Raw genomic sequence first — 14,685 nt, forward strand, 5'->3', positions numbered from 1 at the left:
CTTTCCACGGAAGCGTTACGTTTTGATGTCACGGGGCCTCCGGCACCCATCGGGGTGTCATCAGGCGAGCGGCAGCATCATGAGGGGCCGCCCGGTGGGGTGGTCCGATCCGCCGGACGGTTCCTCGGTCACGCCGACCCCGCCGGCGCCGCCAATGCTCCCGGTGAGCAGCAACTGCCCGTCGCCGGCCCGCAGCAGGCCGGCCGGCCTCATCGTGCCGCCATCGTCGAACCACAGCTCGTAGGCACGCCCTCGCGGCGGGACGGGCATGCCGGTGACGAGGAACGCGGCCTGCCCGCGGCCGGCCGACCACACCACGGTGGCGGCGGCCGGGCCGGAGACCGCGGTGGAGGTTCGTGCATCCGGAGCGGACAGCAGGCTCGCGACGGCCGCCTGCTGGTCGCGCAGCCGGCTCGCCTGGGCCTGGGCCAGGCCCGCCTCGCCGTGCTGTCGCACCGCGATGGCACCGGCCCCCGCGGCCAGGGCCAGGCACGCCGCCAGCAGCACCCTGGGCCACTGCCGTGCCAGGCGCGACGTGTACCGCGGTCGCGCCGCCGCGGGCCCGGCCGTCGACCGGAGCTGGCGGACGTGGCCGATGCCTCGCATCACCCGTGCCTTGAGCTCCTGCGGCGGCTCCACCGATTCGGCGGCCCCGAGCCGCGCCAGGGTCACCTGGAACTCGGAGACCTCCCGCGCGCAGGCCGGGCACTGGGCGAGGTGGCGCTCGAACGCGACGCGGTCCCCGTCCGGCAACGCGTCCGCCGCGTACGCACCGGTGAGGGTGTGCGCATCGGGTACCGCATTCATGATCCCACTCCCAGGCAGTCGCGCAGGCGGATCAGGCCGTCCCGCATCCGGGTCTTGACGGTGCCGAGCGGGATGCCCAACAGCTGGGCGACCTCGGGGTAGGTGTGCCCCCGGTAGTACGCCAGGGTGACCGATTCACGCTGCAGTTCCGTCAGCGACCGCAGGCATCGGCGGACCTGCTCGCGCTCCAGCCGGCCCTCGACCTGCTCGACGACCTCGTCGAACGCGGGAACACGTGCCCGGGCGGCCGCCCTCTGGTCCCGGTCGGTGGCGGCCTGCGCGGCCCGGACCCGGTCCACCGCGCGTCGGTGGGCCACCGTCAGCACCCAGGCCATCACCTCGCCGCGCTGCGGCTCGTACCGGTCCGCGGTGCGCCACAGCTCGAACATCACCTCCTGGGTGACCTCCTCCGACTGCGCCGGATCCCGCAGCACCCGCAGCACGAGGCCCAGCACCGGGCCGGCCACCGCGTCGTACAGCCGGGCGAACGCCTCCTGGTCGCCGAACGCCGTCCTGGCGACCAGTTCCTTCAGATCCGGGCCGCGGAAGCGGGGAGCGGGAAGGTACACGACGGAGCTCACCCCCGCCTCCTTCCGCGGCCGTTGTCGGATCCGGCCGGCTGCGACCGTCCGGGCCTGCCGTGCGAACGGTAGCAATGCATGAGGGCCTCCTGGGCCGAGCGGCGGGCAGGACCGGTCGATCGGCGTCGGTCGGGATGGGGCGCGCGCCCGCCGGGGCCGGGGGGTGTCGGTCCGGATCGCCGGGCGCGCGCCTGCTGGGGGGTCAGACGGTGAGCAGGGTGGGCGCGGCGGCCTTGTCGGTGGGCAGGAAGTCGTCCGGAACGGGGTACCGGCCGAGCACGAAGTTGAGGATCGCGGCGTGCATGGCCTCGACGGGGGCGATACCGGCAGCGGTGGCGATGCCGGCGGGGCTGGCGACGTTGTAGGCCGCGAAGAGGTACGTCTGGGCCGCCTGGTCCTCCAGTCGGAGGGCGAGCTCGGCAACGTCGCCGACGGAGGCGACCTTGCCCAGCGCGGCCAGCGTCTCCGGCTGGTTGGAGAGCGGCACGTCGGTGATCGCGGGCAGGCCGGCACCGGTGAGGACGGCGTTCCAGGCCTTGGCGTGGTCGGCGTGCTGGGCCATCGCGGCGGTCACGAACGTCGCCACCGCCGGGGGGACGGCACCGAGCCTGCCGGCCTTCGCGGCGTCGAGTGCGGCCTGGTAGGCACCGACGGCCTGGTTCTCCAGCGCGGTGGCCAGGGCCACCACCTTCAGATCGCCGGTGTACCTCCCGGACGCCTGGGCCGAAGCCGGCGTGGTGGAGGCTCCGCTGCCGGGGACGGGGTTGGTGCGGCTCCGGCTGCTGGAGCACGCGGTCAGGACGAGGCCGGCGGCGGCCCCGCCCGCTCCGAGCAGGAAGCGGCGGCGGCCCACGTCGACCCGCCCGGTGGCGCGGATGTCCGCGACCAGCTCGCGGGCGGTCGCCCGCATGGCCGGGAGGGTTGCCCGGTGGGCCTCGTTCATCTCCCGGGTCAGACGGGTGAGTTCGGCCTCGCCGACGGCGGGCTCCCAGGTACGGTCGGCAGTCACTTCACAGCCCCTTCGGCGATCGGGGAGGCGTTCTCGGTCGTCTGGAAGGCGTCGGGGAAGCCCACGCTTCCGGCCGCGGCGGGCAGCTTCGCCGGGTCGACCGGGATGGTCACCAGGTCGGCGGCGTCGCCTGCCAGCAGCGCCTGCACGGCCAGCAGGACGGCGCGGTGCTGGGCCTCGACCGGGGCGACGGAGGCGAAGAGCCTGCGCAGGTCCGCGCTGCCCACCTGGCCGACGTTCCTGGTGTAGGTCTGCGCGGCGACGTCCTCCAGGGTGATGGCGAGCTTCACCACGTCCGCCGGGGTCCTGAGGGTGGGCAGCGCCTGGTCGACGACGGCCTTGTACTTCGGGTCGGGGTCGTTCTGCGCCTTGCCGCCGGCGGCGGTCGCGGCGGTGTTGAAGGCCTTGGCGTGGGCCTGGTGCTGCTCGGTGGTCCTGGCGATGAACGCGGCCACCGTCCGGTTGCCGTCCTTGATGAACGGCAGGCCCGCGGCGGCCCGGTAGACGGCCACGGCCAGGTTCTCGATCGACGCGGCGGTCTGCAGCGCCCGGATGTCGTCCCCGGAGGCCGTCGCCGACGGGGAGGCCGCCGCCCGGGTCAGGCCGGCCAGGCCGACCGCTCCCGCCAGGCCCGCGAGCGCCGTGCCACGCTGCCACCAGCGGCGCGCGGGCTCGGCGCCCTGCTCGAAGTCGGTCAGCGCGGTGCGGGTGACCCGCAGCGCGTCACTGTTCAAGTCCTCTGACTGCTCGGCGAGTTCTTCCAGCAGCCGGGTGTCGATGTGCTCGCTGGCCATCATGTCCCGTCTCGGCTCGTCGGCCCGGCCGAATGCCGGACCGCTTCCTCCCGGCCTTCGGCGCCTCCCCGGCCCCGGCTTGGTCACAGGGCCGGATGGGCCCGTAGTTCACCCGTGAGGGTGAACCACCAGGGCGAGGTGGACGGCGTGCGCCAGCCCCTATCCCGGCTGCCGGCCACTCGATCCACCGAGGCCTCAGGGATCCGTCGGGGGCGGCCTTCGACCTGAGGCGGAGTCCTCCGGGCGGGAAGATGGGTCCCGGGGCGGAGATGCTCCGGACCTGAGGTGGACGCCTCGTAACGCTGCCGACTGACACTCTGTCAATTGTCTTTGTTGTGACGGGTGTTGATCGCATCCGGTCGGTCGACTTCGGGAGGACGGCATGGCGGACGGGACGGCGGATCCGAGGCGCGGGAGACTCGGCTCGAAGGGGAGGCAGTGGCGGCGCCCGGTCGGGCGGTCGGCGGTCGTCGCACTCGCCGGTGCGGGCCTGCTGGCGGCCTTGGCCCCGGCCGCCGGCGCGGCGGGCGCCCCGGCGGCGCCCCACCGGGTGGCGGCGGCGGGCGGTGAGCGGACGGCGGACGGGGCGGCCCTGGACGCGGTGGTCCGGGCCATGGTGCGGGAAGGCGGGGCGGCGGCGACGCTGGCCCGCGTCCGGGAGAACGGCTCCACGGTCTGGAAGGGTGCGGCCGGCGTGGCCGACCTGGCCACCGGTGCGCCCGCCGATCCGGACGGCCGGTTCCGGATCGGCAGCGTCACCAAGACCTTCGTCGCGACGGTGGTCCTCCAACTGGTCGCGGAACACCGGATCGGCCTCGACGACTCCGTCGAGAGCCGCCTGCCGGGCGTGGTGCCGAACGGCACCGGCATCACCGTGCGCCAACTGCTCAACCACACCAGCGGCATCCACGACTTCACCGAGGACCCGGCGTTCGACGCGAGCAACGAGGAGACGCTGCGGCAGTGGCTGGCGGGTGGGCGCTGGACGTCCTACCGGCCGCAGCAGCTCGTGGACATCGCCAACACGTACCCGCCGTACTTCGCCCCCGGTCAGGGCTGGCACTACTCCAACACCGACTACGTGCTCATCAGCATGATCATCGAGCGCCTCACCGGGCGCAGTTGGGCGCAGGAGGTGGACCGCCGCATCATCCGGCCGCTGGGCCTGACGGGCACCTCGATGCCCCTCTACTCGCCCTTCATCCCCGGCTCCCACGCGCACGGCTACTACAAGCTCCCCACCGGCCCCGCCGACGTGACGCTGCTCAACCCGTCGATGGCGTCCGCCGCCGGGGCGGGCATCTCCACCACCGCGGACCTCACCCGCTTCATCGCCGCCCTGCTCGGCGGGCAGCTGCTCGGCCCGGCCGAACTCACCGCGATGAAGGACACCAGCGGCCCGAACGCGGCCGCCGGCTACGGCCTCGGGCTCCAGCGGCTGTCCACGCCCTGCGGCGAGTTCTGGGGACACGACGGCGGCATCCCCGGCTACAACACCCTGCTGGTCGGCGAGGTCACCGGCAAGCGGCAGTTCGCCACCTCGATCAACCGGTACGACCTGTCGGACCATGCCGCGATGCTGAGGACCTCCAACGCCCTGTACTCCGCGGGCACTTGCGGCAGCCGCCCGTCGGCCTCCTCGCCGTCGGCGGTCCCGTCCGAAGCCGCCGCGACACCGTACTCCGCCGGACCGCTCGCCGGACCGCTCGCCTGAGCGTTTCGACGCACTGAAGGCCGCTCCCGGTCACGCGAAATTCACAGCCCGGGGTCTACTCGCATAGACAACGATGGGGCATCCTGGTCCGATGCCGGCGCCCGAAGCCCGTCGCCCCCGTAACCCGGGAGCGGCAGGCGGTGGCGCCGGAGGGATCGGTCGGCCCTCGTGCCGGAGCACTGTCGCGTCACAGCACTGCGTACGACCCCTACGTCCGGGCCGTTTCCGTCGGCCCGGCGCCGGACCTCCCGCCCTCCCAGCGAGGCGCGGCAGGAGGGCGGGGGTCGAGTCGGATGCACACCATCCTCACCGGGAGATGCAGATGAAGCCACGCACCGCAGCCACCGTCGTCGCCCTGGCCCTGGCCGGCCTCGCCCTCTCGGCGCCCACGGCCAGCGCCAGCGGCACCAAGCTGTCGCAGTCCGCGGCCGCCGGCCAGTTCAGCGGCGCCGGCATCACGTGGAGTTCCAGCGGGGGCTGCACCACCAGGTCCAACTCCACCTGCACCTCGTTCGACCAGATCAACTCGGGCACCGTCAGCGCCGTCATCACCCTCAAGCAGGCCAGCGGCTGCGCCATCAACATCACGGGCGGCACCGAGGTCGGCCACGCCTCCGGCACCTACAGCCACTACAACGGCTACAAGGTCGACATCGCCCGCAGCTCCTGCATCGACAGCTACGTCCAGAACAGCTTCACCTACATCGGCCTCCGGGGCGACGGCTACCCGCAGTGGCAGGCCGCGTCGGGCAACCTGTACTGCAACGAGGGCAGCCACTGGGACGTCCTCATCTACTGACGCCGCCCCGGGCCTTCCCCGGGATCTTTCCGGATCAGGAAGCAGCGCCGTGACGGGGACCGAGGGCCCGTCACGGCGCCGGACCATGCCGAGGAACGCGCCCTCGGCCTCACCGTCGCCGGCAGCCTGCCGCAGGTCCAGGGCCTGTCCGTGCCATGGCACTTGACCGCCCCGCCCGTCCGCGCCCCGTGCGGACGGGCGGGGCGGCGCGCGTCACGGGGCAGTCCGCCGGCCAGCCGCTTCGCGGACGCGGGCACGCAGCCAGCGGTGGGCCGGGTCGTCGTCGTGGCGAGGGTGCCACAGCATGCTGACGCGCAGCGGCTTCGCGTCCAACGGCACCGGGAAGGTGACCAGTTCGAGCGGGTCGGCCAGACGGCCGGCCAGGGCTGCCGGCACGATCCCGACCAGGTCGCCGGCGGCTACCAGGCGCAGCGCCGTGGTGAAGCCGGGCACGGAGGCCGCGACGGTACGCCGCACGCCCTCGGCCTCCAGCAGCCTGTCGACCGCGGTGCGCAGGCGGCCGTGACGGGAGACCACGACGTGCTCCCACGCCGCGAAGCGGGCCGCCGTGACCTCGCCGCTGCTCAGCGGGTGACCGGCGCGGACCACGCCGAGCAGCGGCTCGCGGACCAGCCCTTCCGAGCGGAGGTCGGCCTCCTTGGAGGCGTTGACCGCGATCGCGACATCCGCGATGCCCTCGCGCACCGCCGCGCCTTCGTCGGCCGCCCGCCCTTCGCCGAGGAAGCGCAGCTGGACGCCGGGGGCTTCGGCGCGCACGAGGGCCAGCAGGTCCGTACCGAAGCACCCGATCAGGTCCTCGGGCGCCAGAACGGTGAAGCTGCGGCACCAGGCGGCCGGCGCGTCCTCCTCCGCGGGCCCCAGCAGGTTCCGGGCGTCCTCGACCAGGGCTCGTACCCGCGGACGCAGCGCCAGCGCGTGCGCGGTCGGCTTCAGTCCGCGGCTGGAGCGCACCAGCAGGGGATCGCCGAAGGCGGTCCGCAGCCGGCCCAGGGCCCTGCTGACGGCCGGTGCCGACAGGTCCAGCCGGCGGGCCGCCGCGGTGACGCTGCCCTCCTCCAGTACGGCGTCGAGGATGACGAGGAGGTTGAGGTCGAGGGACGTGACTTTCACCAAGTGAAAATAGCACTTGCATTCTTTTCACTGGTCGCAATCCGCGACCGCTCCTAGGGTCGTGAGCACCGCCGCAGGATGCAGCCCCGGACGCCCCGGACGCACGGTCCGAAACCCCCCGCGTACGAGGGGAGACGGCGGCCACAGCAGCCCGAGAACGGGCCCGGACACGACATCCCGGACACGACATCAAGGAGCACCACCCATGACGGACGACACGATGGACAACCCGGTCGAGCTGGTCGCACTGGGCAGCCGGGCGCTGGCCGCCGCCGGGCACGGTGACATGGTGTGGGGACACCTGGCGGTCCGCGACCCGGACGGCCGCGGCGTGTGGATGAAGTCGGCCGGCTGGGGCCTGGAGGAGATCACCCCCGAGCGCGTCCTGCTCGTCTCGTGGACCGGCGAGCGGTTGGCGGGAACCGGACGCGTCCACCTCGAACACCACCTCCACACCGAACTCATGCGGGCCCGTCCCGACGTGCGCGCCAGCGTCCACACCCACTCCCCGACGGTCAACGCCTTCAGCGCGCTCGGTGAACCGCTCCGTGCGCTCAGCCACGACGCCGTCGTCTTCGCCGAACACGGCCTGCCCCGGTACACCGCCACCGACAACCTCGTCCGCACCCCCGGGCTGGGCCGCGCGCTCGCGGCCGACCTCGGCGGCGCCCGCGCCTGCCTGATGCCCGGACACGGCCTGGCGGCGGTCGGTCGGGACACCCCCCACGCGGTCATGTACGCGATCCTGCTCGAACGGGCCTGCCGGACCCAGCTCACCGCCCGCGCCGCGGGCGAGCTCCGGCACTGGACCGGCCATCAGGAATGCCTGGAGAAGGACGCGGTGGCCTGGCCCGACAGCCAGATCGACGCCGGCTGGCGGTACTGGCTGCGCCGAGCCGCACTCCTCCAGGCCCACTGACCCTTCCCGTTCCCGGAACGCCCACGCGGAAGGAACCCCGCACGTGGACCCCCACGCCTCCCCGATACCCGCCCCGCCGACCGCGCCCGCCGCCGCGCCCGCCGCCACTCCCGGGGCGGGCGCCCCGGGCAGCAGACGGCGGATCGGCACCTGGGCGGTCGCCGGCGCCTTCTGGGCCGTCACGGCCGGGACGACGGTGCCCACCCCGCTCTACCCGCTGTACGAGCGCGCCTTCGGTTTCTCACCGCTGGCCGTGACCGTGGCCTTCGCGGTCTACGCGCTGGCCGTGGTCGCGGGACTACTGGCGCTCGGCGGGCTCTCCGACCGGTACGGCCGCCGTCCGGTCGCCGCCGCGGCGCTGCTCACCGCCCTGGCGGCCGCCGTCGTGTTCCTGCTCGCCGAGAACCTGGCCGCCCTCCTGGTCGGACGGGTGCTGTCCGGGCTGGCCGCCGCGCTCATCACCGGGACCGCCACCGCCCACCTGGCCGAACTGGCGCCCGCCGACGGCCGGTTCCGTGCCGGGCGGCTGGCCCTCGCCGCGAACATGGGCGGCCTGGCCTGCGGCCCGCTGCTCGCGGCCCTGCTCGCCGACACCACCGGCTGGCCGCTGCGAGCCGTCTGGGTCGCCGCCGCAGCCCTGCTGACGGCAGCCCTGGCCGCACTCGCCGTGGCCCCGGAGACCGTGACGCCGAGGGAGCGGGGAACCGGTTCGGTCGCCCGCACGCCCCGTGTGCCGACCGCCATCCGCAGGGAGTTCCGGCACGCCGCGCTCGCCGCGGGCGCGGGATTCGCCGTCCTCGGCGTGCTCACCGCGGTGACCGGGCTGTTCCTGGCCGAAGTCGCGCACCTCCACGACCTCCTGGCCACCGCGGCAACCGTCTCCCTCGCTTTCGCCTGCACCGGCACGGGCCAGCTCCTGGCCGCACGACTGGGGCGCGCCGCCCTGCCCGCGGCGTGCGCCGGGCTGATCGTCGCGGCCGGGCTGATCGCCGCCGCCGTGGCGGCCTCCTCCCTCCTGCCGCTGCTCGGCGCGGCGCTGACGGTCGGCCTGGCGACCGGCGTCGCGGTCGGCCACGGGATCGCGCTCATCGGCGCGCGCACCCCGCCCGGGACCCGCAGCCGTACCGTCTCGGCCTTCTTCGCCGCCCTGTACACCATGCTGGCCCTCCCGGCGGTAGGCGTCGGCGCGCTGATCGGCGCCGTCGGACTGCGCACCGCCACCACCGTCTTCGCCGCCGCGGTCGCCGCCCTGGCCGCCGCCGTCCTCCTGACTCAGCGGGCACCCGCCCGCCGGTGACTCCCCGGAGAACGGGCCGGCCCCCGGAACGCGCCGGCAGACGACGAGATGATCCCGAAGCCGCCAGGAGCTCGCTCACCGGCGAGACGGCGACAGCCCGTGTGAACCGTTCGTGGGCAGCGGGCCGTATCCACCGATGAGGTGACCACCCGACAGTGTCACCTCGTCAGTTCCGGCTCCGTGCAGCCGTGTTGGCGGAGTGCGGCGGCAGCACGCCACGGGGCCGCGCTCCCCCGCGCTCCACCACTTTTCGCCGCCCATAGATTTCGGAGAAACCCTCTTGCGCACCAGCAGGTTCACCTCGGTCACCCTGGCCGGCGCCATGACACTAGCGGCTCTCGCCGTCGGCGTCGGCCCGGCGGTCGCCGCTCCGTCCGACCCGGTCGACCCGGCCTCCGTCACCGTCTCCCCGGGGGTCCAGGACGTGGAGGTCTTCGCCGAGGACGGTGCCATCAGCCGGACCAAGGTCCCTGCCGCCTCCCCCTTCGTCGGCGCGCCGGTCATGAACGCGGCCGGCGCCGCGGCGGACGGCACCGTGACGAAGATCGTCAACAACGGGAGCACGGACAGCAAGCTGGACGTGGTCATGATCGGCGACGGCTACACGGCCTCGGAGCAGGACAAGTTCCGCAAGGACGCCGCGGCGAAGTGGAAGGACATCAGCGCCGTCGAGCCCTACGCCACCTACCGCAAGCTGTTCAACGTGTGGGCCGTGGGCGCGGTCTCCGCCCAGTCGGGCGTCTCCGGCGACCCGAAGCAGGACACCGTCCGCAAGACCGCCCTCGGCTCGCGCTTCTGGTGCAACTCCATCGAGCGGCTGCTGTGCGTGGACATCAAGGCCGTCGACACCTACGCCGCCAAGGCCCCGCAGGCCGACCTCGTGATCGTCGTCGCCAACACCGCCAAGTACGGCGGCGCCGGCTACGGCAGCACCCAGTCGCCGCTCGGGTACGAGGGCATCGCCACCGTCGCGGGCGGCAACAGCGCGTCCGGCCAGATAGCGGTGCACGAGACCGGCCACTCGCTGGGCAAGCTCGCGGACGAGTACTGGGCCGACGGGGCGGGGCCCTACCAGGGCGCGGAGCCCCCGCAGCCCAACATCACCACCCTGAGCGCCGACCGGATGCGCCAGGACAAGGCCAAGTGGTACCGCTGGCTCGGGAAGACCTCGCCCGACGGCGGCACCGTCGGCGCGTACCAGGGTGGCAGCAACTACCCGACCGGCCTCAACCGGCCGACCGACAACTCCGTGATGCGCTCCCTCGGGCGGGAGTTCAACCTCCCCGGCCGCGAGGCGATGATCGCCGGCTTCTACCGGCACGCCTCCACCCTCTCCAGCAGCACGCCGGTCACCACCCGCCTGACCGCGACCGACCACCTCACCGTCGACCTCCCGGTCTCCGGCACCAAGCTGCGCTGGTACCTCGACGGCAAGGAGGTGACGGCCCTGCGCGACCACAAGTCGATCGCCGTCTCCGACCTCGGCCCCACCGGCTCCAAGCCCGCGGCCCACGAGCTCAAGGCCGTGGCGAACGACCCCACCTCGGCCGTCATCGACCCGGCCCTGACCCCGGCGCTGACCCGCAGCCTGGTCTGGAGCGTCACCCGCTGACCACGGGCGTGGACCCCCACGGCCGCGCCGGCGAGGGTCCACGCCGACCTGGCCCGACGCGACGTCACCCGCACCCCCGGACGCCGGGTCGCCGTGTGCTTCCGTCGCTGGTGCCCGGCCGCGTTGTTCGAAAGGATGCTCAGGTGGCGAACTTGACCCGGATCTTCACGATGACCCGTACCAACTTCCGCTCGGCCGACCCGGTCGAGCGGTGGACCGCGCGTGCGACCTGGGCGGCGCTGACCGCGACGGGCTGGCTCGCGGTGATGTTCACGACCGTCTGGGGGGCCATGGTCGCCGGGGTTCCCATCGGTACCGTCAGGTGGCTGGCGGTCTTCCTCTCGCTGGCGGTCCCCGCCGTCTCGCTGATCGCCGTCACCTCCGAGGCCGGCGGGCGTACCGGCGCCCCGGCGCTGACGGTCGTTCTCCTGCTGGCGGCCGTCCTGCTCGTCATCGCCTTCGTCTGAGTCGGGGGGCGGCCCGCCCCCGGGCATCGCCTACGGGTGCCTCCCGCCCGGAGTGCACGCACCGGGGACCACCCGGAACCCGGGGACGGGCAGGCCGCCCGCAACGCTCGGGCGGCCTGCCCGTCAGTCCCCGGTTTCCCCGGTTCGCGGCTATCCGAGGCCGCGGGCGTCCTGCTTCAGCGCGGTGTCCACGGTCAGCGCGGTCGCCACGACCAGGCTGAGCAGCGGGTCGGGGAGCGGACGGTGGATCTGGAGAACGTAGTTGTCGGCCGTGGTGAACATCGTCTTCGCCAGACCCTCCCAGGTCTTGGTGATCCGGGCGATCTCGGTGTCCGTGCCGTCGACGATGGAGAAGTTCCAGGCCCGCCAGTTCTCGGCCTTGATCGCGCCGACCTTCTGACCGCCGACCTCCAGCGAGAAGTTGATCTTCCCGATGGCGTTCTGCTGAACGATCTGGCCGACCTCCTGGCCGTCCGGACGCTGCACGATCACCCGCGACTTGATGAACTTCGCCGGACGGGTCAGCAGCAGCACCGGGGTGCCCTGCGCGTCGCGGATCTCCAGCTTGTGGGTCAGGTACTGGTCGATGGAGAAGAGCAGCCGTACCACCTTGCGCAGGCCGCTCTGGCCGACCTGGACCACCGAGCCCAGCGTGGCGCCCTGCTGGTCGAAGACCGAGTACTCGTTGGTCAGCTCGATCAGCTTGGCCTTCTGGTTCACCACCAGGACGGGCTCGGAGAAGAGGGTGCCGCCGCCACCGTAGACCGGTCCGACGCCCGCCTGCTGCCGTACCTGGCGCTGCACCTTGGCGGAGTCGCCGACCGCAGCGGTCGGCCCCCCGGGGAAACCGGGGATGTTCGTGTTCTGGGACATGCCCGGCAGGCTAGGGCCAATCCACCGTCAGCAGCGAGATCGTTTCGGACGCCCACCCGGCGCGCCGGGGACTCCGAGTCGCGAATTCGACCTGCGGATCGGCGTGTTGCGAACGAGGGCCGACCGACGGCCGGCACGCGTGTGGCCGATGTCACATCCGTCGATCGATCACGGACGGCGGAAAACCGTGCGACATCGAACGGAGCTGTACCCGTAGGCACGTACCCGTCGACCGGTACGGGCACCCGGCCCCCCGGGCGCCTCAGGCCGGGGCCGCGGCGATGCCGAGCCGCCACGCCTCGATGTCGCGGTAGTGGATCGGCCCGGGGCCGCGACCGATGTTGCTGCCGACGAGGTGGAGGCGTTCGGTCCGCCACGGCCGGCCCACGAACCCCGTGAGCCCGGCCGCCGCCAGCGGCACGCTGACGGAGTCGTCGCGGCGGGAGCGGGCCAGGGTGAGATGGGGGTTCAGCGGCCGCTCCCTGAAGTCGATCCCGCAGGACCTGGCGAGGTCCCGGACGTCGGCGGCGAGCCGGTGCAGTCCCTCCAGGTCACCGTCGACGCCGGTCCACAGCAGCCGCTGGTCGAAGTAGCCGCCGCCGCGCAGGCCCAGCCGCAGGGCGGGGCGCGACGGGGCCGCGGCGGCCAGCGCCGACCGCAGCAGCGGCACCGCCGCGGACGACTGTTCGCCGAGGAAGGCCAGGGTGATGTGCCAGTCCTCGATCCGGTTCCACCGCAGCCGCGGGTAGCCGGCATAGGCGGGTCGCAGGGCCCTGGCCAGTTCGTCCTTGGCGTCGTCGGGCGGGGCGAGCGCCACGAAGACGCGCAGGGTCCGGGAATCGGGGTGATCGTCCACGAGGGGGGAGGGTAGTCGACGGCCGGCGCCGCCCTCGACTCTCCCGTACGGGCCGGCCGGGCCCCGGTGCGGCGGCCCCGTCCGACCGCCGCACCGGGACGCCGTCAGGTCAGAGCACGACCTCCTTGAGGAGGCCGGTCGCGACGTCGAGGACGAAGCCGCGCACGGCGTCCGTGTGCGGGACGAAGGGACTGGTGCGGATCCGGGCGGCCGACTGGCGCACGTCCGTCTCCAGGTCGGCGAAGGCCTCGGCGGCCCACGGGGGCTTGACGCCGGTCTCCTCCCGGATCGACTCGCGGAAGGCGTCGTCGCCGAAGGTGAGCATGCCGCAGTCGGTGTGGTGGATGAGGATGATCTCCCGGGTCCCGAGCAGCCGCTGGCTGATCGCCAGCGAGCGGATGGCGTCGTCGGTGGCCACCCCGCCGGCGTTGCGGATCACGTGCGAGTCGCCTTCGGCGAGGCCGAGCGCGCCGTACACGTTGAGCCGGGCGTCCATGCAGGCCAGGACGGCCGTGCGACGGGCCGGCGGGAGCGGGAGCGGCCCGTCGAAGGCCGCGGCGTAGTCGGCGTTGTTGCGCAGGTAGTGGTCGGTGGCGGTGTCGGTCATGGTGGACGGCTGTCCTCTCGGTGCGGTCGGATCGTGGTCGGCCGGGACGCGCGGGAGCGCCCCGTCCCACCCGCGGGTGCGTGCTGCGGGCAGCACGGAGCGGGCGGCACGGAGCAGCGGGTGAGCGCGTCCCGCCGGATGCGTCCGGAGCGCCGCTCGGAGGGTCCGTCGACCGGGGCGACGGCCGACCCTCGCGGCGGCAGCGAACGACGGCCGCCACGGCGGTGCCGTTCGGAACGGAGCGCAACGGAAGAGCGCAACGGAACGACACGGCCGGGCGGCTGGAACGGGCGATCAGACGATGACCGGACAGCCTGTGGAGTGGATGCGGCCGAAGTCGATGTGACGACGGCGGACGAGCACGGTCATGCGGGCACCGTACTGCCCGCCGGAGCGCCCCCGCCCGGGATTCGCCCATTCTCCACTCCGCCGGGTGACCGCCTCCGTGGACAGCCGAGCTGCGGCGATCCCACACGTTCCCTCACGCCACATGCCGCCCTCTCGGACCGCGCCCGTCGGCGCCGGGTTCTCGGGGAGCCGCCACCCGCCGCCGCGGTCCTCCTTCGAGAAGCGCGCGGCGAGATCGGGAACGTGGAGGAAGCAGGCCAGTGCGGTGGCGGCCTGGAAGGCGTCGATCGCACGCCGGCGAACCGCTTCCCTCACGGCAAACGGTGGCGAACCCAAGGATCGACACACCACCCTCGGATGACCACGTGATCACGGAAACACAGGTGCGTGATGACGGATTCCCGCCCGCCCAGCAGGACGACACCCCGCCGAAATACCCATCGGCGTGCGCTAGTTGATGCGCCACCGCGCCCGGCCGTCGCCCTTTCTCCGGAACAGCGGCCGGCGCACCGATCGACTCGACCCCGGAAACCTTCAGCAACCTCGCGAGCTTCGGCGAACACCACGGTGGTGTTCGCTGCTCCCCGGTGGATCGGATGCTCGCGCCCCCGGAGCGGCACTCTTCCTGTGTTCTTCCTGTGCCCTTCCTGTATTTTTCCTGGTTTGGCAAATCCCTATCCTGCCATCACTTTCAGTGACTGGCCGCCATACTGACGGTCAGTCACTCTGACATTCGGGGCGCAGGGGGGATGTACGTGAACCGGACGAGGGTGATGAACCGGTCCTTTGCCGCCGTTTGGGTGAATCCATTGCAGGCCTATGCGATCGGTGGCCGAAACCGACGGGGATTCAGCCAGTTGGCATGCGATCC

14 protein-coding genes are annotated in these 14,685 nt (G+C 73.1%); 6 read left to right on the top strand and 8 right to left on the bottom strand.

Features of this window, described 5'->3' with window-relative positions:
- Positions 1 to 60: 60 nt before the first annotated feature.
- From AMK13_RS16630 to AMK13_RS16645, 4 genes are all read right to left on the bottom strand, one after another.
- The gene (locus AMK13_RS16630; protein ID WP_074002861.1) at positions 61 to 807 is read right to left on the bottom strand and encodes an anti-sigma factor; all 747 of its coding nucleotides are present in this window, start codon (positions 805 to 807) and stop codon (positions 61 to 63) included.
- A complete protein-coding gene (sigK, locus tag AMK13_RS16635; protein WP_074002862.1) occupies positions 804 to 1,388 on the bottom strand; it encodes an ECF RNA polymerase sigma factor SigK in 585 nt (194 codons plus the stop codon). Before sigK ends, AMK13_RS16630 begins: the two co-directional genes overlap by 4 nt.
- Before the next feature lie 202 nt (positions 1,389 to 1,590).
- The gene (locus AMK13_RS16640; protein ID WP_274538687.1) at positions 1,591 to 2,397 is read right to left on the bottom strand and encodes a ferritin-like domain-containing protein; all 807 of its coding nucleotides are present in this window, start codon (positions 2,395 to 2,397) and stop codon (positions 1,591 to 1,593) included.
- The gene (locus AMK13_RS16645) at positions 2,394 to 3,194 is read right to left on the bottom strand and encodes a ferritin-like domain-containing protein (RefSeq protein ID WP_074002863.1); all 801 of its coding nucleotides are present in this window, start codon (positions 3,192 to 3,194) and stop codon (positions 2,394 to 2,396) included. The genes AMK13_RS16640 and AMK13_RS16645 overlap by 4 nt, the downstream gene beginning before the upstream one ends.
- A 379-nt stretch (positions 3,195 to 3,573) precedes the next feature.
- Here AMK13_RS16645 and AMK13_RS16650 point away from each other — a divergent pair, with 379 nt between their 5' ends.
- On the top strand, positions 3,574 to 4,905 hold the full coding sequence (locus AMK13_RS16650) for a serine hydrolase domain-containing protein (protein ID WP_079272187.1): 1,332 nt from the start codon (positions 3,574 to 3,576) through the stop codon (positions 4,903 to 4,905).
- Positions 4,906 to 5,221: 316 nt separating this feature from the next.
- Positions 5,222 to 5,704, top strand: a complete 483-nt coding sequence (locus tag AMK13_RS16655; RefSeq protein WP_380719956.1) for a hypothetical protein — start codon at positions 5,222 to 5,224, stop codon at positions 5,702 to 5,704.
- A gap of 213 nt (positions 5,705 to 5,917) precedes the next feature.
- Here AMK13_RS16655 and AMK13_RS16660 read toward each other — a convergent pair whose 3' ends face one another.
- Positions 5,918 to 6,835 (bottom strand): LysR family transcriptional regulator, encoded by a 918-nt coding sequence (locus AMK13_RS16660; protein WP_074002865.1) that lies wholly within the window; start codon positions 6,833 to 6,835, stop codon positions 5,918 to 5,920.
- A 205-nt stretch (positions 6,836 to 7,040) separates the two neighbouring features.
- Here AMK13_RS16660 and AMK13_RS16665 point away from each other — a divergent pair, with 205 nt between their 5' ends.
- From AMK13_RS16665 to AMK13_RS16680, 4 genes are all read left to right on the top strand, one after another.
- The gene (locus AMK13_RS16665) at positions 7,041 to 7,754 is read left to right on the top strand and encodes a class II aldolase/adducin family protein (protein WP_074002866.1); all 714 of its coding nucleotides are present in this window, start codon (positions 7,041 to 7,043) and stop codon (positions 7,752 to 7,754) included.
- A 43-nt stretch (positions 7,755 to 7,797) separates the two neighbouring features.
- Positions 7,798 to 9,051: an MFS transporter gene (locus AMK13_RS16670; RefSeq protein WP_241852908.1), complete on the top strand. Its 1,254-nt coding sequence runs from the start codon at positions 7,798 to 7,800 to the stop codon at positions 9,049 to 9,051.
- A 280-nt stretch (positions 9,052 to 9,331) separates the two neighbouring features.
- A complete protein-coding gene (locus AMK13_RS16675; protein WP_241852909.1) occupies positions 9,332 to 10,663 on the top strand; it encodes a M64 family metallopeptidase in 1,332 nt (443 codons plus the stop codon).
- A 143-nt stretch (positions 10,664 to 10,806) separates the two neighbouring features.
- Positions 10,807 to 11,130 (top strand): hypothetical protein, encoded by a 324-nt coding sequence (locus tag AMK13_RS16680; RefSeq protein ID WP_074002867.1) that lies wholly within the window; start codon positions 10,807 to 10,809, stop codon positions 11,128 to 11,130.
- Between the two features lie 150 nt (positions 11,131 to 11,280).
- Here the strand turns inward: AMK13_RS16680 and AMK13_RS16685 are convergent, their stop codons facing one another.
- The 3 genes from AMK13_RS16685 to AMK13_RS16695 form a co-directional block, all read right to left on the bottom strand.
- Complete coding sequence (locus tag AMK13_RS16685) at positions 11,281 to 12,003, bottom strand: LURP-one-related/scramblase family protein (RefSeq protein WP_079272189.1); 723 nt, start codon at positions 12,001 to 12,003, stop codon at positions 11,281 to 11,283.
- Between the two features lie 262 nt (positions 12,004 to 12,265).
- Positions 12,266 to 12,859, bottom strand: a complete 594-nt coding sequence (gene thpR / locus AMK13_RS16690) for an RNA 2',3'-cyclic phosphodiesterase (RefSeq protein WP_074002868.1) — start codon at positions 12,857 to 12,859, stop codon at positions 12,266 to 12,268.
- 109 nt (positions 12,860 to 12,968) lie between these two features.
- Positions 12,969 to 13,466 carry a beta-class carbonic anhydrase gene (locus AMK13_RS16695; protein WP_074002869.1) on the bottom strand — a complete coding sequence of 166 codons (498 nt, stop codon included), beginning with the start codon at positions 13,464 to 13,466 and terminating at the stop codon, positions 12,969 to 12,971.
- Positions 13,467 to 14,685 lie beyond the last annotated feature (1,219 nt).

Source organism: Streptomyces sp. CB02056 (assembly GCF_001905545.1).
Classification (GTDB): domain Bacteria; phylum Actinomycetota; class Actinomycetes; order Streptomycetales; family Streptomycetaceae; genus Kitasatospora.

What these genes read in the sequence shown, in the direction of transcription:
- AMK13_RS16695 (WP_074002869.1), bottom strand. Translation starts at nt 13,466, where the DNA reads ATGACCGACACCGCCACCGACCACTACCTGCGCAACAACGCCGACTAC.
- AMK13_RS16655 (WP_380719956.1), top strand. Translation starts at nt 5,222, where the DNA reads ATGCAGATGAAGCCACGCACCGCAGCCACCGTCGTCGCCCTGGCCCTG.
- AMK13_RS16685 (WP_079272189.1), bottom strand. Translation starts at nt 12,003, where the DNA reads ATGTCCCAGAACACGAACATCCCCGGTTTCCCCGGGGGGCCGACCGCT.
- AMK13_RS16645 (WP_074002863.1), bottom strand. Translation starts at nt 3,194, where the DNA reads ATGATGGCCAGCGAGCACATCGACACCCGGCTGCTGGAAGAACTCGCC.
- AMK13_RS16650 (WP_079272187.1), top strand. Translation starts at nt 3,574, where the DNA reads ATGGCGGACGGGACGGCGGATCCGAGGCGCGGGAGACTCGGCTCGAAG.
- AMK13_RS16630 (WP_074002861.1), bottom strand. Translation starts at nt 807, where the DNA reads ATGAATGCGGTACCCGATGCGCACACCCTCACCGGTGCGTACGCGGCG.
- AMK13_RS16665 (WP_074002866.1), top strand. Translation starts at nt 7,041, where the DNA reads ATGACGGACGACACGATGGACAACCCGGTCGAGCTGGTCGCACTGGGC.